Here is a 19,266-nt window from a genome sequence, read left to right on the forward strand (position 1 = left end):
CAGCGCGTTGTGGTCAGATCCAGCCCATCTCCTGGGCGGCGCGGACGGCGGCGAAGCGGGACGACTCGCCGAGCTTCGACATCGCGGTCGAAAGGTAGTTGCGGACGGTGCCCTCGGACAGGTGGAGCAGCTCGGCGATCCGGGCGGTCTCGGTGCCGGCGCCGATGAGGCGGAGGATCTCGCGCTCGCGGGCCGTGAGGGGATTGTCGCCGGCGGCCATGGCGCTCGCGGCGAGCTCGGCGTCCAGGTAGCGGCCGCCCGCGTGGACCTTGCGGATGGCGGCGGCCAGCTCCTCGGTGGGGGCGTCCTTGGCGACGAAGCCGCGGACGCCCGCCGCCATCGCGCGGCGCAGGTAGCCGGGGCGGCCGAAGCTCGTCAGGATGCAGATCGAGCAGCGGGCGCCGGCCGCGGCGAGCTCCTCGGCGACGGTGAGGCCGTCGGCGCCGGGCATGTCGATGTCGAGGACGGCGACGTCCGGATCGTACGCGGCGACGGCCGCGGCGACCTCGTCGCCGCGGCCGACCTCGGCGGCGACCTCGAGGTCGGCCTCCAGGCCGAGGAGCGCGGCGACGGCGCCGCGGATGAGGTGCTCGTCGTCCGCGAGCAGGACGCGGATCACGCGGGGCTCCCGGCGGTGACCGCACCGCTGTCGATGCGGCAGGGCACGACGGCGCGCAGCAGGAATCCGTCGCGGCCGTGGCGGCCCGCGGTGAGCTCGCCGCCGACGACGGCGACCCGCTCGCGCAGGCCGGTCAGGCCCGAGCCGTCGCCGGGCCCGTCGCCGCGCACCCCGTCGTTGCTCATCTCCAGGACGACCGACCCGCCGTGCCCGGTGACGGCGATGCCGCAGCGGCGGGCGTCGCTGTGCTTGAGGACGTTCGTGGCGCCCTCCCGGATCACCCAGGCGAGGACGGCCCGGACGTCCGGCGGCAGCCCGTCCGGCGGCACCTCGATGTCGCAGCGCACCCCAGCGGCCTCCAGGACGGCGCGGACCCCGGCGAGCTCGGCGTCCAGCTCGACGGCCCGGTACCCGTGCACGGCGGCGCGGACCTCGCGGAGCGCGCCGCGCGCCGCGCTGCGGACGTCGGCCATCTCGGCGGCCGCGCGGACGGGTTCGCTCTCGGCCATCCGCAGCGCGAGCTCGCTCTTGACGGCGATGAGCGAGAGGCTGTGGCCGAGGAGGTCGTGCAGGTCGCGGGAGAACCGGAGCCGCTCCTCGGTGACGGCGAGGCGGGCGAGCGCGTCGCGCGCGGCGTACGCCTCCTGGTGCAGGTCCCACATGCGGCGCTGGGTGACGTTGATGTACGCGGTGAACGCGCACGTCGCCGTGTAGATCGCGGTGAGGATCGTCAGGATGCCGTACCAGGGCATGTCGGGGGCGTCCTCGTGGCGCAGCGCCGCGACCGTGGCGACCGCGCCGCAGACCGTCCCGGTGGCGAGGCAGAGGGCGGCGATGGCGCGCCGGCTCAGCGGGGACAGCACCACCGCCGACACCCAGAACACGGGGACGACGCTCATCAGCGGGTCGACGAGGACGAACAGGGCGAGGACCGCGGCGACGGCGGCGCTGCCGGCGATGTCGCGGCGGGACGCGCCGCCCGCCAGCCCCGTCCGGACGAGCCGGAGGTAGCACCAGAGCAGGGCGCCGAGCCCGGCGGTGCCCGCGAGGGCGAGCGGGAGCCCGATCTCGCCGTCGCCGTAGGGCGTCCACACGGCCATGGCGCCGGGCCCGAGGAAGCCGAAGGCGGCGAACAGGAACGAGCGGTGCGTGACCTTGCGGTACCGCTCCAGCCGCCGCCTGTCCTGCTTCTCCAGGTCCGCGGTGGTCGCGACAGACATGTGACGTTCCTCCCCCAGACGGCACTCTAGCGACCCGGTCAGCCACGCCGCGGTTCCCAGCGGAACAGCCGCCCCGCGAGGTACCGGCCGACGACGATCCAGGCGGCGAGGACGGCGAACGCGTACAGGCTGTGGGACCAGCCGTCGAGGAGACCGACGGCGGCGCCGTCGGCGTCCTCGCCGAAGTACGCGGTGCGGGTGATCTCCACGACCGGGCTGAGCGGCAGCCACCGCGCCGCCTCCCGGAGTCCGTCCGGCAGCTCGTCGAGGGGGAACATCACCCCGGAGCCCGCCATGCAGGCGAACATGACCGGCAGCGTCGTCAGCCCCGCCATCTCGGCGTTCGGCGTCACGCCCGACAGGGCGAACGCGAGCAGCGCGAACACGGCGGCGCCGCCCGCCAGCCCGGCGGTCAGCAGCAGGGGGTCGGCCGGGAACCGGCCGTCCAGCGCCGCGCCCAGCAGGACGAGCAGCCCGAGGACCTGCGCCGCGTACATGCCGACGGCGGTCAGGACGCTGCCGCCGAGCAGTTCGGCGTCCGACAGGGCGGTGCCCCGCATCCGCTTGAGCGTGCGCTCCTCGCGGCGGGCGGTGAACACCGAGACCAGGTTCATGAAGACCGCGAAGATGAGGAAGAAGCCGAGGTGCCCGGTGCCCTGGACGAGCGCGGCGCTCCGGCCGTCGATCTCCTCACCGCGCGCGGGCAGCAGCAGCGCCGCGAACATCAGCGGCAGGCCGGCGGCGGTGAACAGGGCGGTCCGGTTGCGCCACAGCAGGCGGACGTCGAGGCGCACGACGGCGAGGACCGGGGCAGCGCGGCGGGAGAGGGCGGCGTTCACGCGGCGGCTCCTTCGGCGGTGGAGAGGAAGACGTCCTCGAGGGAGGCGTTGCGGGCGTTCAGCCCGTCGAGTGCGACGCGGTGCTCGTCGGCCCAGCGCAGCAGCTCGTACAGGACGGGCTGGAGCCCGCCGCCGCCGACCGTGTAGGTGACGACGGTGCGCCCGCCGGTGACGGCGAGGTCCGGGACGGCGCCGCGCGGCGCGGGCAGCTCGGCGACCGGCAGGCCCTCGGGCAGCCGGAACGCGATGCGGTCGCCGTGCCCGGCGACGACCTCGGCGACCGTCCCGGACGTCCCGATCCTGCCCCGGTGCATGAGGGCGAGCCGGTCGGCGAGGTGCTCGGCCTCCTCGAGGTAGTGGGTCGTCAGCACGACGGTCGTGCCGCCGTCGACGAGGTCCCGGACGATCCGCCAGGTCGCGTGCCGGGCGGCGGGGTCCATGCCGGTGGTCGGCTCGTCCAGGAAGAGGACCTCGGGGTGGCCGAGCAGGGCGAGCGCGAGGTCGAGGCGGCGTTTCTGGCCGCCGGACAGCTGCCGCACCCGCACGGCCGTCCTGTCCTCCAGCCCGGCGAGCCCGATGACCTCGTCCGCGGGGCGCGGGCGGGGCGTGAAGCCGCGCCAGTGCGCGACGGTCTCCGCGACGGTGAGGTCGCCGAAGAACCCGCCGTCCTGCAGCATGATCCCGATGCGGGGGCGGACGGCGCGGCGGTCGGCGTGCGGGTCGTGGCCGAGCACGCGGACCGTTCCACCATGGGCGGGCCGGTAGCCCTCCAGCGTCTCCAGCGTGGTCGTCTTGCCCGCGCCGTTCGTGCCGAGGAGGGCGAAGAGCTCTCCGGCGCCCACCTCGAACGAGACGCCGGCGACGGCCTCGAAGTCCCCGTACCGCCGGCGGAGCCCCTCGACATGGATCACGGGTTCGCTGTTCATGCCCCCAGCCTCGCGGGACGGCCGTGCCCGCCGGTAGGGGCGCGTGTCACCGGACTGGGCGGCGGCCGTCATGTCCCGCGCATGACAGGTGTCACACCGGGATCCGATGGTTGCGCCGGCGTCACCGTGGGTAGCTTCGCTCGCTGCATGGACACGTACGCAGCATCGGAGGAACGGAGCCGCATGGAGGCACCGCAGCCGCCGCCCGGGACGCCCGCCCTGGAGGCGGGCACCGACCCGCCCGCGGTGTGCGGGTTCGTCGCGGCGGAGGCGGCGCGGCACGGCGTCCTCGGCAACCGCGCGGCACTGCTCGTCATCGCGGCCGGGGAGGTGGCGACCGCGCTCGCGCGGACCGGCGCGGCCGGCACGGTCGTCCGGGTGTGGCCGCTGGCGGAGGCGCTGGTCTGCACGTTCCAGGCGCCTCCGGGGCACGCGGCGCCCAGCGCCCCGGCGCGGCGGCTCCGCGGCCGCGTCGAGACGACGACGTCCGGGACGGTGACGACGCTGCGGGTCCCGCTGAAGCTCTAGAGGTCGCGCAGCAGGGGCTTGACGACCTTGCCCATGGCGTTGCGCGGCAGTTCCTCCACGAACCGGACGGCGCGGGGGCGCTTGTGGGCGGAGAGCCGCTCGGCGACGAACGCGATGAGGTCGCCCTCCGTGACGCCGTCGGCGACGACGAACGCGGTGACCTGCTCGCCGAGATCGGCGTGCGGGGTGCCGAGGACGGCCGCCTCCCGGACGGCGGGGTGGCCGAGCAGCGCGTCCTCGATCTCGCCCGCGCCGATGCGGTAGCCGCCGCTCTTGATGAGGTCCGTGGACGCGCGGCCCACGATGCGGTGCCGGCCGTCCGGGGCGATCGCGGCGATGTCGCCCGTGCGGAACCAGCCGTCCGGGGTGAACGCCGCCGCGGTCGCCTCGGGCCGGTTCAGGTAGCCCGTGAAGAGGAACGGAGCCCGGACGTGCAGCTCGCCGGGGGTCTCGCCGTCGCGCGCGACGGGCGCGCCGTCCTCCGCGGCGAGCCGCGTCCCGACGCCCGGCAGCGGGGTGCCGACGCAGCCGGGGCGGCGGTCGCCGGACGCGCGGGCGCTGACGGTGATGAGCGTCTCCGTCATCCCGTACCGCTCGACGGGCCGGTGCCCGGTCAGCGCGTGCAGCCGCTCGAAGACGGGGACGGGCAGCGGGGCGCTTCCGGACACCAGCAGCCGCGCGCCCCGCAGCGCCTCGGCGGACGCGGGGTCGTCCGCCATCCGCGACCAGACGGTGGGGACGCCGAAGAACAGGCTGCCGCCGTCGTCGCGCGCGGCGGCGGCGTACCGGTCGGGGCGGGGACGCCCGGTGTGGACGAGCGGCGACCCGGCCCGCAGCGGCCCCAGCACCCCGAGGACGAGCCCGTGCACGTGGAACATCGGCAGCCCGTGGACGAGGACGTCGCCGGCCGTCCACTCCCACGCCTCAGCGAGGGCGTCGAGGCCGGCGGCGACCGCGCCGCGCGAGATCGGCACGCCCTTCGGGGGGCCGGTCGTGCCACTGGTGTAGAGGATCAGCGCGGTGGCGCCGGGCGCGACCGGGGCGGGGGCGGCCGCGGAGCCCTGCGGCAGCGCGTCGACCGGGACGAACGGCGGGCCGCCGTCGGGGGCCGCGCCGCGCGCGCCGAGGAGCAGGGCCGATCCCGAGTCGCCGAGGATGTGGGCGCGTTCGTCCGGACCCGAATCGGGCGGCAGGGGGACGACCGGGACACCCGCGAGGAGCCCGCCGACGACCGCGACGACCGTCTCGGCGGACGCGGTGGCGTGCACCGCGACGGTGCCCGCGCCCGCGATCTCGGCGGCGACGGCCGAGGCCCGGCCGAGCAGTTCGTCGCGGGAGAGCTCACGGCCGTCGATGCGCAGGGAGCCGCCCTCGGCGCCGAACAGATCGTCCATCACGCGTCCCTCTCCTCGAGCTCGTCGAGCCAGGCCATGACCGTGTCGTTATGCTCGCCCAGCAGCGGCGGCGCGGTGTGGGCGCGGGGTTCGGCGCCGTCGAAGCGCAGCGGCGGCCCGGGCAGCTCGATCGGGCCGAGCACCGGGTGGTCGACCTCGATGACCAGGCCCTGGGAGCGGGTCTGGTCCCATTCGTAGACCTCGTCGATGGAGCGGATCGAACCGGCGGGGACGCCCGCGTCGTCGAGGCGCTTCAGCCACTCGGCGCGGGTGCCGTCCGCGAGGGCGGCCTCGACCGCGGCGGTCAGTTCGGCGCGGCGCGCGGCGCGGTCGGGCACGGTGGCGTAGCGGGGGTCGTCGGGGTCGAGGCCGACGAGCGGCGCGAACGTGCGCCACAGGCCCTGGTTCGCGACGCCGATCTGGATCTGGCCGTCGGCGCAGCGGAACGTCCCGTACGGGGCGATGGACGGGTGGTCGTTCCCGACGGACTCGGGGACGTCCTTCGCGACCGTCCACCGCGTCCCCTGGAACATGTGGGCGCCGACGACCGACGCCAGCAGCGACGTGCGGACGACCGTCCCGCGCCCGGTCCGCGCCCGCTCGTACAGCGCGGCGAGGACGCCGGCGACGCCGTTCTGCGCGGCGAGGATGTCGGCGATCGACAGGCCGACCTTGCTGGGCGTGCCCGGCGGACCGGTGACGCTCATGATCCCCGCCTCGCCCTGCACGATCGCGTCGTAGCCCGGACGGCCGCCCTCCGGCCCGTCGTGCCCGAACCCGGTGATCGACAGGACGACCAGGCGCGGGTTCAGCTCGTGCAGCCGCGCCACCGGGAGCCCGAGCCGGTCCATGACGCCGGTGCGGAAGTTCTCCACCAGGACGTCGGCGTGCCGGACGAGCCGCTCAAGGGTCGCCCTGCCCTCGTCCGACTTGAGGTCGAGGGCGACCGACTCCTTGTTCCGGTTGATCGACAGGTAGTAGGTGCTGACGCCGTCCGCGAACGGCGGCCCCCAGCCGCGCGTCTCGTCCCCGGTGCCGGGCCGCTCCACCTTGATCACCCGAGCGCCGAGGTCGGCGAGCGCCTGGGTCGCGTGCGGCCCGGCGACGACCCGGCTGAGGTCGACGATCACGACGCCTTCGAGCGGTCCGGGCAACGGCGTCCTCCTTCGGGGGTGGTCGACTGGCAGTATGCCGTCCGTGTCCGGCGCCCCGACGACCTACCCCGCGCTCGCCGAGCGGCTGCGCGCGCTGCCGCCGTCCTGCGGGGCGGTGCGGCTCGTGGCGGTGGACGGGCCGTCCGGCGCCGGCAAGTCGACGTTCGCCGACCGGCTCGCGGACGCGCTCGGCGGGGCGCCGGTGGTGCGGTCGGACGACTTCCGCGTCCCCTGGGACGCCGACCCGCTGACCTGGTGGGACCCCTTTCTCGCGGCCGTTCTCGCCCCCCTCCGCGCGGGCCGTCCGGCGGTTGTGCGGCGATACGACTGGCGTCGTGACCGGTACGGGGAGGAAGAGGAGATCCCGCCCGTCGCGGTGCTGGTGGTGGAGGGCGTGGGCGCGTCGTGGGCGGGGTCGCCCGCCGCGTTCCGGATCTGGGTGGACGCCCCGCGCGCCCTCCGCCGCCGGCGCGCCCTGGAGCGCGACGGCGCCGAGTACGCGGGCGCCTGGGACGCGTGGTCGGCGCGCGAGGCCGCCCTGTTCGCGGCGGACGGGACGCGGTCCCGCGCGGACCTGGCGGTCGACGGAGCGGTGGACGGGGCGGCGCTCGGCGGCGGCGACACCCTGCCGTTAGGCTGAGTCGCGTTCGACCGATTCCATCCACGACCTGGAGCCCGTTCATGGCGCTTGAACGCCCCGAGATCGACTTCCCCGAGGGCCGGCCACCGGCGCACCTCGACATCACCGACATCCAGCAGGGCGACGGCGCGGAGGCCACCAAGGGCTCGACCGTCTCCATGCACTACGTCGGCGTGTCCTGGTCGACCGGGGAGGAGTTCGACGCGTCCTGGAACCGCGGGAGCACGCTCGACTTCCCGCTCGGTACCGGCCGCGTCATCAAGGGCTGGGACATGGGGATCGTCGGCATGAAGGTCGGCGGGCGGCGCAAGCTCGTCATCCCGCCGCACCTCGCCTACGGCGACCGCAGCCCCAGCCCGGCCATCAAGCCGGGCGAGACCCTGATCTTCGTCGTCGACCTCGTCGACGTGAAGTAGGACCCGCGGACGTACCGGGCGGCCTCCGCGCACGCGGGGGCCGCCCGCCGGTTCTCCCCCCCGGAACCGCACCCGGTCGAAAGCGCCACGCGTTTCGGGAAGATGTCCGTTAGGTACGGTGAGGCGCGCGAACTCCCGCAGGTGATCGCGCGTCAACCGATGCGGACACCCATCTCCATCCCCCCGAACGAAACGGAGAACGCGGCCGATGCGAGGGAAGACGCCCGTGATCGCCATGGTGGCCGCCGGAGCGCTCGGCGTGGCCGCGGGCGGCTGGCCCGTCCTGCGGGCCCAGGCGGGCGGCACCGAGGCGCCCCTGCGCGGCGAGCTCAGCGCGGTGCTCGCCGACACGACATGGCCGGCGCCGAAGCCCGGCTCCTGGACGCCGCCTCAGCCGTCCCCGGACGGCCTTCCGCCCGTCGTCCGGAACATCCAGACCCAGGACAGGGTCGTGTTCCTCACCATCGACGACGGCTACACCTACGACGCCGAGTTCGTGAACCTCGTCCGCAAGGAGAGGGTCCCGATCCTGACGTTCCTGACGTCCACCTACATCAAGGGCAACGGGCAGTACTTCTGGGCGCTGCGCAACGCGGGCTCCAAGATGGAGAACCACACGGTGTCGCACCCGAACATGGTCACCCTGCCGCCGGAGGGGCAGAAGCGGCAGATCTGCGGCGCGTCCGACGAGATCGCGAAGCAGTACGGGTACCGGCCGCAGATCTTCCGGCCGCCGTTCGGCAGCTTCAACGACACGACCCGCCAGGTGGCGAGGGACTGCGGCATCAAGTCGTTCCTGATGTGGAACACGGAGTTCTACAACGGGACGTCCGGGCCGGGCGTCGGGTTCAACGGGTTCGCGCGCGGGGACGGGTCGGGCAAGAACTTCCAGCCGGGCGACATCGTCCTGATGCACTACCGCAAGGGGCTCGCCGAGCAGTTCAAGACGATCCTGGGCTGGATCAGGCAGCAGGGGTTCCGCCCGGCGGCGGTGGAGAACTACCTGCCGAGGGCACTCGGCGGCAACGCGCCCGACAAGCCCGGCAAGCCCGCCTGAGCGGGCCGTCCGCACCAAAGGCGACCTTCCGGGAGGATTCCCTGATCAGCGGCCCGGCGGGCCCGTCCGGCGCTAGGTTCGGGACGTCGGCGGGGCCGTGGTTCGCACCGCTCCCTGAGCGGCCCCGCCGGCATCCACGCCGGCTCAGGCGGTCCGGTCGCCGGGCTCGCCGGTCTGCCGCCGCACCGGCCCGCCGATCTCCCGTTCCCGCGGCGCGATTATCCCGCCGCCGGTCTCCTCCGGCCCGCGCGCGGACCGCGACACCCCGTTCAGGACGTGGTAGCCGACCAGGACGGCGATCGTGATGCCCTGAAGCGGGAAGTCGTCGGTGACCCGCAGCGTCACGTTCCCGATCGCGAGGATGATCCCGGCCGCGACCGGCGGACCACCTCGCCCGGCGGCGGCGTCCCGCCGTCGCCGTGCAGCCTCCAGCCGAGTCCCATGGGGCCCTCCCTGCCGTGATGATCGTGCGCGGGAGACCCTACCGGTGGAACCGGCGGCCGCTCATATCCCCCTCATCCGAAGAACGTGCAGGGCGAGGGTGAGGTTGAGCCGCAGATGCGCGTCCTCGGTGAACGCGCCGAGCATCCGCTCGAGCTTCCCGATCCGGTAGCGGAGGGTGTTGTAGTGGAAGTGGAGGCGCCGCGCGGTCTCCGCCACGTTGAGGTTCGTCTCCAGCAGCACCTGGAGGGTGCGGCGCAGGTCGAGCAGCTCGGGCTCGTCGTCGGAGGCGAGCGCCCCGAGCGTCTCCCGGACGAACGCGTGCAGCTCCTCCGGATCCGACACCAGGCTCAGCAGCCGGTACACGCCGAGCTGGTCGAAGTGCGCGCGGGCACCGTCGCCGTGCAGCTGCCGCCCCACCCGCACGGCCTTCACCGCCTGCTCGTACGCCTCGGGCAGCGCCGCGGGCGACGCCACGGTGCGGCTGATGCCGGTGGAGAACGTCCGGCGGGACGGGACGTGCTCGGCGAACACCGCCCCCGCCTCCCTGATCATCGCCTGCACCGGCCCCGGCGGCAGCCCCGGGGGCTGGTCGGGATCGGGCGACGGGCGCGGCGGCGGGACGGCCGCGTCCCCCGCCGGGGGCTCGGCGCCGATGACGGCGACGACCTCGTGCGCGAAGCTCACCACGGCGGCGCCCGGGTCGTGCCGCCGGACGGCGGCCGTCCACGCGGCGGCGAGGCGCTCCTGGGCGGACCGCTCGTCGGCGCCGCGCCCGCCGCGCGCCCCGCGCTCGCCGCGCTCGCCGTCGCGCCTGGCGTCCTGGGCGGCCTGTTTGGCGTCGGCGGCGCGGGGACGTCCGTCCAGTTCCGCGACGACCACCATCACGGGGCGGTCGAGGTTCCAGCCGAACCCGTCGCAGTGCGCGACGACGCGGTCGTCGCCGCCGGCGCGGCCGGCGAGGATGTCGCGCAGGAAGTCGGCCCGGTACTTGCTCTCCACTGCCGCGACGGCCTGCTGCTTCGTCACCACCAGTGCGGCGACGGTCGCGGCCCGCTCCAGGATGCCGAGGTCGGTGCCGCGCAGCGTGCCGCCGGGGCTGACCGCGATGATCCGGCCGTGGTCGAAGCCGCCCGCCATCACCGGCACGGCCAGGTGGTTCCCGGCGCCGGGCGCCCCGCCGGACGCGCGCAGCGCCCGGACGTGCTCCTCCGGTCCGGCGGCGGCGAGCACCCTCCGCTCCCCGTCCTGCACCGCGACCGTGACGTCGAGCAGCGCCGCCAGCTCGTCCACGACCTCCTGGAGGCCGCCGCCGCACAGCACGATCTGCACGAGCGCCCGGTGCACCTCCTCGGTGCGGGCGAGCACGGCCGCCTGCCGGTTCAGGATGTCGGTCAGGACCTGGTTCAGGATGTCGTCGAAGCCGACGTCGTCCGGCAGCAGGATGAGCGGGAAGCCGCGCCGGTCGGCCTGCGCGATCATCTCGGCGGGCGGCGCGTCCAGATAGCGGCCCAGCTTGATCGCCAGGGCGGCCACCCCGCGCTCGTCGAGGTCGGCGACCAGGCCGCCGAGCGACTGCGGGGTGTTCCGCAGCGGGTAGCCGGTCGTCAGCAGCAGCTCGTTCGGTTTGACCCACGACAGGATGTCGGGGACCTCCATCACGTTGAGCCGCTGGACGATCCGGTCCAGCCCGGCCCGGCCCGCGATGAGCCGCGCGCCGTGCAGGGTGGAGACGCCGAGGACCTCGCCGACCGAGAGGCCGTAGGTCAGTGTTCCGGTACTCGCGAGCCGGAGGGCCGGTAGGCCCGGGTCCGCGCTGATGTAACTCATGCCAGGGGTCACCTCGCCTTTGGTGCGTACATCGCCCGTACCGGCGTGATCGCTACCGGGTCCTGATCAACACTGACAACAAAGGCCAACGCTGACAACCGTCCTTTGGCAGCTTTCCCCATACGTCCGCCGCGGCGCCCGTTCTACGGTCGCCGCAGGGACCGGTACCTCCGCGCGCGCACGCACACGGCTCCCCGACGCCGGTCCCGGGAGGATCAGTGACCCCGCTCGTCCGCGACACCCCGGCGCCCCCCGGCCGGCCGCTCCCCGCCACGGCCCCCCGGGCCGCCGTCGGCGCCGCCCCACCGACCATCGGCGCGGCCCCACCGGCCGTACCGGCCATCGCCGGGGCGGCGAGCCTCGCGCTGCGCCCGCTGCTCGAGCCCCCGCGCCGCCCGGCCCGGGTCGCCGCCGTGTTCCCGTCCGCCGTCCTCGTGGAGGCGCGCGGCGGCCCCGAGCCCCGCGTCCTCGCCCTCGTCGCCTCCGACGCGGGACGGCCGCCGAACGCGGTGGTGATCGCGGCGCCGCGCCGGGACCGCCCGTTCCAGGACGTGCGGGAGGGCGCGGACGCGGCGCTCGGCGAGGGAAGGGCCGACATCGGCGGGCTGCACGTCCGGATCCGCCGCTGGTGGGACCCGCGGCCCGCGCTCGGCCCGCTGCCGCCCGCCGTGCTGGCGCGGGGCGTCCGGGCGCTGGAGACCGCGCTCACCGCGGCCGGGATGACCGGCGGCGGCCTCGCCGGGCACCCCGACCCGCTGCTGCTCGCCGACCGGTGCGCCGCCGGCGACCTCGCGGGCGCCGTGGAGGCGGCCGAGCGGATCGTCGGCCTCGGCCCCGGCCTCACCCCGAGCGGCGACGACGTCCTCGCGGGGCTGCTGCTCGCGCTGCGGCACGTCGGCGGCGCGGTGCGCGGCGGCGGGGACACCGCCCGGTGGCTCGCGGACTGGCTCGGCGCCGCCGTCACCGCCGACGCCGGCACCCGGACGACGGCGCCCGCCGCGACCCTGCTGCACTGCGCGGCGGCGGGCGGCGCGGGCGCGGAGGTCGCCGCGGTGCTGCGCGGCGTCGCCGGGTCCGAGGCGCCCTCCGCCGCCGCCCGGCGGCTGCTCGCCGTCGGGCGCACCTCGGGCGCCGACCTGGCCTGGGGCGTCCTCGCCGGGTGCCGCGCGGCGCTCGCCCTGGCCCGCCGCCCCGGCGCGGGACGCGTGCCCGCCTAGCCGCCCCGGGACGGGTAACGTCCCGGACATGACCGAGCCGATCACCGGAGTGCAGCACGCCCTCGCCGCCGGGCCGTACCGGGCCGTCGTCACGGAGGCGGGGGCGAGCCTGCGGGAGCTGGCGCACCGGGACCGGCCGCTGATCCTCTCGCACGGCGCCGACGAGCCCGCCCCCGCCGCGTACGGGCAGCTGCTGATCCCGTGGCCGAACCGGGTCGACCGCGGCCGGTACGCGTACGGCGGGCGCGAGCACCGCCTCGCCATCACCGAACCCGGCCGCGACTGCGCGATCCACGGCCTGGTCCGGACGGCGCCCTGATCCACCTCGAACCGGGCGCACATTTCACCGCCACTTGGGGGATCATGGCGGGGTGAACCTCAGCGTCTCCTCGTTCGACGACCTTTCCGCGCGCATCGCCGCCGTCCGCGAGCGGCATGCCGAGCGCCGCCCCGGGACCGCCGAAGGCCGCCAGCCGGTGCACACCGTGTACGTCCCGGCCGACCGGTTCTCCCGGTCGACGCCCGCCGACTACGGCGCCGAGGCGCTGCGGCTGCTCAACACCCACACGCCCGGCGCCGGGTCGTTCGGCGCCGCGTTCGGCCTCGACCCCGAGATCGCCGCGCCGGTCCGGGAGCGGGTCGCGGCCAAGCTCGCGGCCGAACCGGTGGAGGACGTCCGGATCGACTTCGCGGACGGGTACGGCACCCGCTCCGACGACGAGGAGGACGCGCACATCGCGCAGGTCGTCGAGGCCGTCGGCGCCGCCTACCAGGTGAAGTCCCTCCCCCACTACTGGGGCGTCCGGGTCAAGTCGTTCGGCGGCGGCGGCCACGACCGCGCGATGCGCACCCTCGACGGGTTCCTCACCGCCCTGCGCGACCGGCTCGGCCGGCTCCCCGGCGGGTTCACGATCGCGCTCCCGGACGTCCTGGACGAGCACGTCCCCCTGTTCACCGAGTACCTGGAGCGCCTGGAGACCGCGCTCGGCCTGCCCGCGGGCATCCTGCGGTTCGAGATCCAGGTGGAGTCCCCCCACATGATCATCGATGGGGAGGGCCGCTGCCCGCTGCCCGGCGTCGTCGCCGCCGCGTCCGGCCGGCTCACCGCCGTGCACTTCGGCGTCCCCGCCTACACCGCCGCGCTCGGCCTGCCGCCGGAGGAGCGGCGCCTGGACCACCCGTCCTGCGACTTCGCCCGGCACACCCTCCAGGTCTCCCTCGCGGGCACAGGGGTGCGGCTCGCGGACGGCGGCACCGAGGTCATGCCCCGCAACGACGGCCCCGACGAGGTCAACGCCGCCTGGGCGGTCCATGCCGGGCACGTCCGGCACTCGCTGCGGCACGGCTTCTACCAGGGCTGGGACCTGCACCCGGCGCACCTGCCGTCCCGGTACGCCGCCGTCTACGCCTACCACCTCACCGGCGTGGACGACGTGATCGGCCGCGTCCGCGCCTGGCGCGAGCACGCGGGGACCGCCGCGCCCGAGCCGCCCGCGGTCGCCGCGCTCACGGCCCGGCTCCGGCGCGGCGTCGACTGCGGCGCCCTGGACGAGAGCGTCCTGCCCGCCGGGTAGGACGCCGCGCGGGTCAGGGCTCGAAGCTCTCGTAGGCGATGAGGTCGGCGGGGGTGTCGATGTCGTCCGGCGACGCGACGTCCCCGCACTCGACGAGCGTGACGAGCTCCGGGTGGGCGCGCAGGAGGTCGCGGGCGCCCCTGTCGCCGGTGGCCGCCTCGGCGGCGGCGGCGAAATGCTCCTTGGCGAACAGGACGGGATTGCGCGGCGCGCCCCCGTACGCCGCCACGGCGATCGAGGCGCCGTCGCGGTGGGCGGCGACGAGGCGGCCCACGGCGGCGGCCGTCACCCCCGGCTGATCGACGAGCGCCACGACGACGGCGGGGCACCCGGGCGGCAGCGCGGCGAGGCCGGCGCGCAGCGACGACCCCATGCCGTCCCGCCAGTCCGGGTTCGGGACGACCACGGCGCCGATCACCTCGACCGGCGCGGCGCCCGTCACCACGAGGACCGGGGCGCAGCCGCCGTCCCGGAGCGTCCGGACGCCGCGGTCCACGAACCGCTCCCCGGCCACCTCCAGCAGCGCCTTCGGGCCGCCCAGGCGGCGGCCCGCCCCGGCGGCGAGCAGCAGCCCCGCCGGTGAGTCCCCGTGCCGCATCATCATCTCCCGAGGTTAGCCCGCCCGCCCCGCGTCGGCGTGGATGCGGCCGGTGGTGTCGGTCAGCGGCCGGCCCGACCCGCCCCAGCGCAGCTGGACGAGCTCCGCCGCGATCGACACGGCGGTCTCCTCCGGCGTCCGGGCGCCGAGGTCGAGCCCGATCGGGGACCGCAGCCGCGCCAGCTCGGCATCGGTGAGACCCGCCTCGCGGAGACGGGCCAGCCGGTCGTCATGCGTGCGCCGGGACCCCATCGCCCCCACGTATCCGGCGGGGGTGCGGAGCGCGATCTCCAGCAGCGGGACGTCGAACTTGGGGTCGTGGGTGAGGACGCACACGGCGGTGCGCTCGTCGATGACCGTGCCGGGATCGGCCAGATAGGTGTGCGGCCATCTCACGACGACCTCGTCGGCGTCGGGGAAGCGCTTCGGGGTCGCGAAGACGGGCCGGGCGTCGCACACCGTCACGTGGTAGCCGAGGAACTTCCCTATGCGGGCGACGGCGGCGGCGAAGTCGATCGCTCCGAACACCAGCAGGCGCGGCGGCGGCGCGAAGGAATGAACGAACACGGTCAGCTCGTCGAGCCGCCGCTCCCCCTCCCTGCCGTAGCGGCGCCGACCGGTCAGCCCCTGCGCGAGCATGCCGCGCGCGTCGTCGTCGACGGCGGCGTCCAGGCGGGCGGCGTGCCCCTCGCCGGGGGCGAGGCTCCCGGCGGCGCGGTCCGGCCAGATGACGCGGCGGGCGCCGAGGCGTCCCGGGCCGTCCAGCACCGTCGCGACGGCGACCGGCTCGTGCGCCTCGATCGCGGCGGCGACCTCCGCGAACTCGGGGAACGTCGCGGGCGACACCGGCTCGACCAGGACGTCCAGGACGCCGCCGCAGGTCAGGCCGACCGCGAACGCGTCGTCGTCGGCGACCCCGTACCGCCGCACCACCGGCTCGCCGCTCGCCATCACCGCCTGCGCGAGGTCGTACACGGCACCTTCCACGCAGCCGCCGGACACGCTGCCCGCCACCTCTCCGGACGGCGACACCGCCATCGCGGCGCCCGCCGGGCGCGGCGCGCTGCGGAAGGTGTGCACGACGGTCGCGAGACCGAACGTCTCGCCCTCCGCGTACCAGCCGGAGATGTCACCGAGGACGTCGCGCATGGGGCCTCCCCTTGATCAGGTGCGCCAGGGCCGCCAGGGCACCGAGGCTGTGCCCGGACGTGAAGTCGTCGACGTGCGGCAGCGCCGCCGCCATCCCCGCCGTCAGCGGCGCGTACCCGGGCCGCGCCCGGTGCGGGTTCGCCCAGATCACCCGGTGCGCGAGCCTGCGCAGCCGCGCCATCTGCTCCCCCAGCAGCGCGGCGTCCCCGCGCTCCCAGCCGTCGGACGCGACCACCACGATCGCGCCCCGCGCGAGACCCCGCTGCCCGAACCGGTCGAGGAACTCCTCCAGCTCCTCGCCGAGGCGGGTGCCGCCGCTCCAGTCGGGGATCGCCGCGGACGCCGCCGCCATCGCCGCGTCCGGGTCGCGGAACCGCAGTTCGCGGGTGAGGCGGGTCAGGCGCGTCCCGGCGCTGAAGACCTCGACGCCGCGTCCGCCGGAGCGGGCGGCCGCGTGCGCGAACCGCAGCAGCGCGTCGGCGTAGGGCGACATGGAGCCGCTGACGTCCACGATGATCACGACCCGCCGGGGGCGGGTGCGCCGGGTCCGGCGCAGCGGCGCGATCTCTCCGCCGCGCCGCAGGGTCTCCCGGACGGTGCGGGCGGGGTCGATCCGCCCGCCCGGCGCGGGGGCGAACCGGCGCGACGGCCGGTGCTCGGCACCGGCGTCCAGGACCGCGATGAGCCGCGCCACCTCGGCGCGCTCGGCGGCGGTGAGCCGCCCGACGTCCCGGTCACGGAGGACCTCGACCGTACTGGACGCGGCGGAACGCAGCGCCCGGCCATCGCCGCCCTCCCCGTCACCGGGCCGGGGCGAGGCGGCGCGCCGCACGACGACCGGCGGCGCCTTCCGTCCCGGGCGAGGCGTCGCGCCGGAGAAGTAGGCGGCGAAGCAGCGGTCGTACCGCTCGATGTCGGCGGGGCCGGCGCACAGCGCCAGCCGCCCCGCCCAGTACACGTCGCCGGGATCGAGGACGTCGAGGTGGCCGACGGCCTCCAGCATCGTCTGCACGCGCTGCGGGTCGGCGGGGCCGCCCGCGGCCCGCAGGGTCCGCGCGAACCCGACCATCGTCTCGGTGACGTCCCGCATCGGCTCATGCCCCGCCGAGGAGGGCGTCGAGCCCGCCGGCCAGGACGCGCTGCTGGTCCTCGCGGTACTTGAGCACCGCGCCCAGCGTCACGGCGGCCGTCCCGGGATCCAGGTCGCGGGCGCCGAGCGCGACGAGCGCCTCCGTCCAGTCGATCGTCTCGGCCACCCCGGGAGGTTTCAGCAGGTCGCGCTCGCGGAGCCGCTGCGCCGCGCGGGCGACCCGGCCGGCGAGCCGCTCCGCCGCGTCCGGCAGCCGCCGCCGGATGATCGCGACCTCCCGCTCGAACGACGGGTGCTCCAGCCAGTGGTACAGGCACCGCCGCTTCAGCGCGTCGTGGACCTCGCGGGTGCGGTTGGACGTGACCACGACGACGGGCGGCGCCTCGGCCCGGATCGTCCCGAGCTCCGGCACCGTGATCGTGAAGTCGGAGAGCACTTCGAGCAGGAACGCCTCGAACTCGTCGTCGGCGCGGTCGACCTCGTCCACCAGAAGGACGCTCGGCGACGTCTCCAGAGCCTGGAGAAGGGGCCGCGCGAGCAGGAACCGCCGGTCGTACAGCTCCCCCTCCAGCCGCGCCACGTCCGCGACGCCCGCCGCCTCGGCGGCCCGCAGGTGCAGGAGCTGGCGCGGGAAGTCCCAGTCGTAGAGGGCCTGCGACGCGTCCAGCCCCTCGTGGCACTGCAGGCGGATCAGCGGCGCCCCGAGCACCCGCGCGAGGGTCTTGGCCAGCTCGGTCTTTCCGACCCCCGCCTCCCCTTCCAGGAACAGCGGGCGGCCCATCCGCAGCGCGAGGAAGCACGCCGTGGCGAGCCCGTCGTCGGTGAGGTAGGCATGCCGCTCGAGAAGACCCGCCAGTTCATCCGGAGACGCGGCGTTCAGCCCTGTGTGCCCCACGTCCCACAGGCTACTCAGCGGCGCGCCGCCCTCCCAGCCCTCGCGCCTGGTTCGACCTCGACCGCCTCTGAGCCGCGGCCCTGCCGGGCGCCGGAACGATCACCTGGCGGCCGCCGTCTGACGCCCGCCGCCCGCACGCGAGCGCCGTCATGCCGGGTCAGTGGGGGTCGGGGGTCTCGCCCTTGGCGTGGAGGAGGGCTTCGAGCTCGGCCAGCTGGCGGGCGGCGAGGGCCTTCTCGGTGGCGTTGATGCCCATGGCGCTGATGGACGTGCCGTCGGCGAGGTCGAGGGTGGGCCAGGGCTCGCCCTCGCTCATCGTGACGTCGAGGACCTCGGGCCATTCGAGGCGGCGGGTCGCGAACGCGTTCACGACCGTGAGGCCCGTCTCGTCGGCGGTGACGCGGCACCGCGCCAGCATGTGCAGGATCCACGCGATGAACAGGCCGAAGGCCACCATCAGCAGGCGGTCGGTCAGCTTGAAGGTGGACGCCACCACCACGGCGAGCACGATCATGCCGAGCACGATCACGCCCGCCGTGGCGTAGGCGACGAGCCGGGTGGTGCGGGGGCGCCACACGGTCGGCAGGGCGGGCGTGTCAGTCAACGATCTTCGAAATGGGGATCTCGAGGATGTCGTGGGCGCCCGCCGCCTTCAGGGCGGGGATGAGCGTGTTCACGCCGCGCTTGGCCACCACGGACTCGACGGCGTTGGACGCGCCGCCCGCGAGCGAGGTCACCGTGGGCGAGGACATCGACGGCATGATGTCAAGGACGCCCTGCAGGTTCTCCTGCGCGACGTTCAGCTTGAGCAGGACGTTGCCGCGGGCGCGGATCGCGCCCTGCAGCAGGAGGGAGACGTCCTCCATGGCGGCGCGCTTGTCGGGGTCCTCGTAGGCCTCGCGGTTCGCGACCAGCTCGGTGTAGCTGGTCAGGAGGGTGTCGAGGATGCGCAGGCCGTTCTTGCGGAGCGACGAGCCGGTCTCGGTGAGGTCGACGATCACGTCCACGATGTCGGGCACCTTCGCCTCGGTCGCGCCGTAGGACGGGACGACCTTCGCCTTCACGCCGTGCCGGTCGAGGAACCGCTTGGTCATGGCGGGGAACTCGGTGGAGATCCGCACGCCCTCCGGCAGGTCGGACACCGTCTGCCAGGGCGCGTCTACCGGCACCGCCATGATGACGCGGACGGGGTTCGAGGTGGCCTTGGAGTACTTCAGCTCCCCGAGGCTGACCACGTCGGAGTCGGTCTCGGTGATCCAGTCGCGGCCGGTGATGCCGAGGTCGAACAGGCCCTGCTCGAGGTAGGTCGGGATCTCCTGCGGGCGCAGGACCCGGACCCGGTCGATGCGGGGGTCGTCGATGGAGGCGCGGTAGTCGCGGTCGGACGTGCGCCGGACGGTGAGGTCCGCGGCGTCGAACAGCGACATGGTCGCCTTCTCCAGGGACCCCTTGGGCAGGACGAGAGACAGCACGAAATGACCCTTTCAGATGGGATGAGTTCGGGAAGTCCGGGGACGCTCAGGAGCCCAGATGCTCCGGGCCGTGCCCGGCGTGACCGTGATGCCGGCGACCTCGCGGGGTCGGTGCCGTAGCGGTCACAGTCGCCTCCTCATCCCTGTCGTGCTCCGTCGTGCCGCGCGCGGACCGCGCGCGGACCGCGTCCGGCGCCGTTCAGATCC

Annotated in this window: 21 protein-coding genes; 7 read left to right on the forward strand and 14 right to left on the reverse strand. The window is 75.3% G+C overall.

The window, feature by feature from the left end:
• Nucleotides 1-13: 13 nt before the first annotated feature.
• Genes IE99_RS0101060 through IE99_RS0101075 form a run of 4 tightly spaced genes read right to left on the reverse strand, consistent with a single transcriptional unit; the run spans nucleotide 14 to nucleotide 3,604 of the window.
• On the reverse strand, nucleotides 14-619 hold the full coding sequence (locus IE99_RS0101060) for a response regulator transcription factor (protein WP_030144956.1): 606 nt from the start codon (nucleotides 617-619) through the stop codon (nucleotides 14-16).
• A complete protein-coding gene (locus IE99_RS28715; RefSeq protein ID WP_051711752.1) occupies nucleotides 616-1,839 on the reverse strand; it encodes a sensor histidine kinase in 1,224 nt (407 codons plus the stop codon). The genes IE99_RS0101060 and IE99_RS28715 overlap by 4 nt, the downstream gene beginning before the upstream one ends.
• 38 nt (nucleotides 1,840-1,877) lie before the next feature.
• Nucleotides 1,878-2,678: an ABC transporter permease gene (locus IE99_RS32310; protein WP_037558431.1), complete on the reverse strand. Its 801-nt coding sequence runs from the start codon at nucleotides 2,676-2,678 to the stop codon at nucleotides 1,878-1,880.
• Entirely contained in the window at nucleotides 2,675-3,604 is a 930-nt protein-coding gene (locus tag IE99_RS0101075; RefSeq protein ID WP_030144959.1) for an ABC transporter ATP-binding protein, read from the reverse strand. Before IE99_RS0101075 ends, IE99_RS32310 begins: the two co-directional genes overlap by 4 nt.
• A 183-nt stretch (nucleotides 3,605-3,787) precedes the next feature.
• Here IE99_RS0101075 and IE99_RS0101080 point away from each other — a divergent pair, with 183 nt between their 5' ends.
• On the forward strand, nucleotides 3,788-4,132 hold the full coding sequence (locus tag IE99_RS0101080) for a hypothetical protein (protein ID WP_030144960.1): 345 nt from the start codon (nucleotides 3,788-3,790) through the stop codon (nucleotides 4,130-4,132).
• Here the strand turns inward: IE99_RS0101080 and IE99_RS0101085 are convergent.
• Together IE99_RS0101085 and IE99_RS0101090 are read right to left on the reverse strand one after the other, a co-directional pair.
• Entirely contained in the window at nucleotides 4,129-5,526 is a 1,398-nt protein-coding gene (locus IE99_RS0101085) for an acyl-CoA synthetase (protein WP_030144961.1), read from the reverse strand. The two genes, IE99_RS0101080 and IE99_RS0101085, sit on opposite strands and share 4 nt — an antisense overlap.
• A complete protein-coding gene (locus IE99_RS0101090) occupies nucleotides 5,526-6,680 on the reverse strand; it encodes a CaiB/BaiF CoA transferase family protein (RefSeq protein ID WP_030144962.1) in 1,155 nt (384 codons plus the stop codon). The genes IE99_RS0101085 and IE99_RS0101090 overlap by 1 nt, the downstream gene beginning before the upstream one ends.
• A gap of 34 nt (nucleotides 6,681-6,714) precedes the next feature.
• On the opposite strand from IE99_RS0101090, the gene IE99_RS0101095 reads away from it, so the two are divergent.
• The 3 genes from IE99_RS0101095 to IE99_RS0101105 all read left to right on the forward strand — a co-directional run bounded on the left by IE99_RS0101095 (nucleotide 6,715) and on the right by IE99_RS0101105 (nucleotide 8,793).
• A complete protein-coding gene (locus tag IE99_RS0101095) occupies nucleotides 6,715-7,320 on the forward strand; it encodes a uridine kinase family protein (RefSeq protein WP_051711754.1) in 606 nt (201 codons plus the stop codon).
• Nucleotides 7,321-7,361: 41 nt separating this feature from the next.
• Nucleotides 7,362-7,736 carry an FKBP-type peptidyl-prolyl cis-trans isomerase gene (locus IE99_RS0101100; protein WP_030144964.1) on the forward strand — a complete coding sequence of 125 codons (375 nt, stop codon included), beginning with the start codon at nucleotides 7,362-7,364 and terminating at the stop codon, nucleotides 7,734-7,736.
• A 208-nt stretch (nucleotides 7,737-7,944) separates the two neighbouring features.
• Entirely contained in the window at nucleotides 7,945-8,793 is an 849-nt protein-coding gene (locus IE99_RS0101105; RefSeq protein ID WP_030144965.1) for a polysaccharide deacetylase family protein, read from the forward strand.
• A gap of 144 nt (nucleotides 8,794-8,937) precedes the next feature.
• Here IE99_RS0101105 and IE99_RS0101110 read toward each other — a convergent pair whose 3' ends face one another.
• Nucleotides 8,938-9,138: a hypothetical protein gene (locus tag IE99_RS0101110; RefSeq protein WP_030144966.1), complete on the reverse strand. Its 201-nt coding sequence runs from the start codon at nucleotides 9,136-9,138 to the stop codon at nucleotides 8,938-8,940.
• A 159-nt stretch (nucleotides 9,139-9,297) separates the two neighbouring features.
• Nucleotides 9,298-11,064, reverse strand: a complete 1,767-nt coding sequence (locus tag IE99_RS0101115; protein ID WP_030144967.1) for a PucR family transcriptional regulator — start codon at nucleotides 11,062-11,064, stop codon at nucleotides 9,298-9,300.
• Nucleotides 11,065-11,282: 218 nt separating this feature from the next.
• Between IE99_RS0101115 and IE99_RS0101120 the strand changes: the two genes are divergently transcribed.
• The 3 genes from IE99_RS0101120 to IE99_RS0101130 are packed head-to-tail and all read left to right on the forward strand — an operon-like array spanning nucleotide 11,283 to nucleotide 13,855.
• Complete coding sequence (locus IE99_RS0101120; protein ID WP_030144968.1) at nucleotides 11,283-12,281, forward strand: oxamate carbamoyltransferase subunit AllH family protein; 999 nt, start codon at nucleotides 11,283-11,285, stop codon at nucleotides 12,279-12,281.
• Nucleotides 12,282-12,309: 28 nt separating this feature from the next.
• The gene (locus IE99_RS28720) at nucleotides 12,310-12,600 is read left to right on the forward strand and encodes an aldose epimerase family protein (RefSeq protein WP_030144969.1); all 291 of its coding nucleotides are present in this window, start codon (nucleotides 12,310-12,312) and stop codon (nucleotides 12,598-12,600) included.
• Between the two features lie 52 nt (nucleotides 12,601-12,652).
• A complete protein-coding gene (locus tag IE99_RS0101130) occupies nucleotides 12,653-13,855 on the forward strand; it encodes a DUF6986 family protein (protein WP_030144970.1) in 1,203 nt (400 codons plus the stop codon).
• Between the two features lie 13 nt (nucleotides 13,856-13,868).
• On the opposite strand, the gene IE99_RS0101135 is transcribed toward IE99_RS0101130, so the two are convergent.
• The 6 genes from IE99_RS0101135 to hisG form a co-directional block, all read right to left on the reverse strand.
• The gene (locus tag IE99_RS0101135) at nucleotides 13,869-14,459 is read right to left on the reverse strand and encodes a nucleotidyltransferase family protein (RefSeq protein ID WP_030144971.1); all 591 of its coding nucleotides are present in this window, start codon (nucleotides 14,457-14,459) and stop codon (nucleotides 13,869-13,871) included.
• Between the two features lie 9 nt (nucleotides 14,460-14,468).
• Entirely contained in the window at nucleotides 14,469-15,602 is a 1,134-nt protein-coding gene (locus tag IE99_RS0101140) for an XdhC family protein (protein WP_030144972.1), read from the reverse strand.
• Nucleotides 15,583-16,692: a vWA domain-containing protein gene (locus tag IE99_RS0101145; protein ID WP_030144973.1), complete on the reverse strand. Its 1,110-nt coding sequence runs from the start codon at nucleotides 16,690-16,692 to the stop codon at nucleotides 15,583-15,585. The genes IE99_RS0101140 and IE99_RS0101145 overlap by 20 nt, the downstream gene beginning before the upstream one ends.
• Nucleotides 16,693-16,696: 4 nt before the next feature.
• Complete coding sequence (locus IE99_RS0101150) at nucleotides 16,697-17,587, reverse strand: AAA family ATPase (protein ID WP_030144974.1); 891 nt, start codon at nucleotides 17,585-17,587, stop codon at nucleotides 16,697-16,699.
• Between the two features lie 157 nt (nucleotides 17,588-17,744).
• A complete protein-coding gene (locus IE99_RS0101155) occupies nucleotides 17,745-18,191 on the reverse strand; it encodes a PH domain-containing protein (RefSeq protein WP_030144975.1) in 447 nt (148 codons plus the stop codon).
• Nucleotides 18,184-19,059: an ATP phosphoribosyltransferase gene (hisG, locus tag IE99_RS0101160; RefSeq protein ID WP_030144976.1), complete on the reverse strand. Its 876-nt coding sequence runs from the start codon at nucleotides 19,057-19,059 to the stop codon at nucleotides 18,184-18,186. The genes IE99_RS0101155 and hisG overlap by 8 nt, the downstream gene beginning before the upstream one ends.
• Nucleotides 19,060-19,266 lie beyond the last annotated feature (207 nt).

Source organism: Spirillospora albida, from assembly GCF_000718255.1.
GTDB lineage: Bacteria > Actinomycetota > Actinomycetes > Streptosporangiales > Streptosporangiaceae > Spirillospora > Spirillospora albida.

Bases quoted from the DNA above. Each gene is read 5' to 3' on its own strand.
- IE99_RS28715 (WP_051711752.1), bottom strand. From the start codon at position 1,839: ATGTCTGTCGCGACCACCGCGGACCTGGAGAAGCAGGACAGGCGGCGG.
- IE99_RS0101140 (WP_030144972.1), bottom strand. From the start codon at position 15,602: ATGCGCGACGTCCTCGGTGACATCTCCGGCTGGTACGCGGAGGGCGAG.
- IE99_RS28720 (WP_030144969.1), top strand. From the start codon at position 12,310: ATGACCGAGCCGATCACCGGAGTGCAGCACGCCCTCGCCGCCGGGCCG.
- IE99_RS0101105 (WP_030144965.1), top strand. From the start codon at position 7,945: ATGCGAGGGAAGACGCCCGTGATCGCCATGGTGGCCGCCGGAGCGCTC.
- IE99_RS0101075 (WP_030144959.1), bottom strand. From the start codon at position 3,604: ATGAACAGCGAACCCGTGATCCATGTCGAGGGGCTCCGCCGGCGGTAC.
- IE99_RS0101080 (WP_030144960.1), top strand. From the start codon at position 3,788: ATGGAGGCACCGCAGCCGCCGCCCGGGACGCCCGCCCTGGAGGCGGGC.
- IE99_RS0101095 (WP_051711754.1), top strand. From the start codon at position 6,715: ATGCCGTCCGTGTCCGGCGCCCCGACGACCTACCCCGCGCTCGCCGAG.
- IE99_RS0101135 (WP_030144971.1), bottom strand. From the start codon at position 14,459: ATGATGATGCGGCACGGGGACTCACCGGCGGGGCTGCTGCTCGCCGCC.
- IE99_RS0101115 (WP_030144967.1), bottom strand. From the start codon at position 11,064: ATGAGTTACATCAGCGCGGACCCGGGCCTACCGGCCCTCCGGCTCGCG.
- IE99_RS0101145 (WP_030144973.1), bottom strand. From the start codon at position 16,692: ATGCGGGACGTCACCGAGACGATGGTCGGGTTCGCGCGGACCCTGCGG.
- IE99_RS0101100 (WP_030144964.1), top strand. From the start codon at position 7,362: ATGGCGCTTGAACGCCCCGAGATCGACTTCCCCGAGGGCCGGCCACCG.
- IE99_RS0101085 (WP_030144961.1), bottom strand. From the start codon at position 5,526: ATGGACGATCTGTTCGGCGCCGAGGGCGGCTCCCTGCGCATCGACGGC.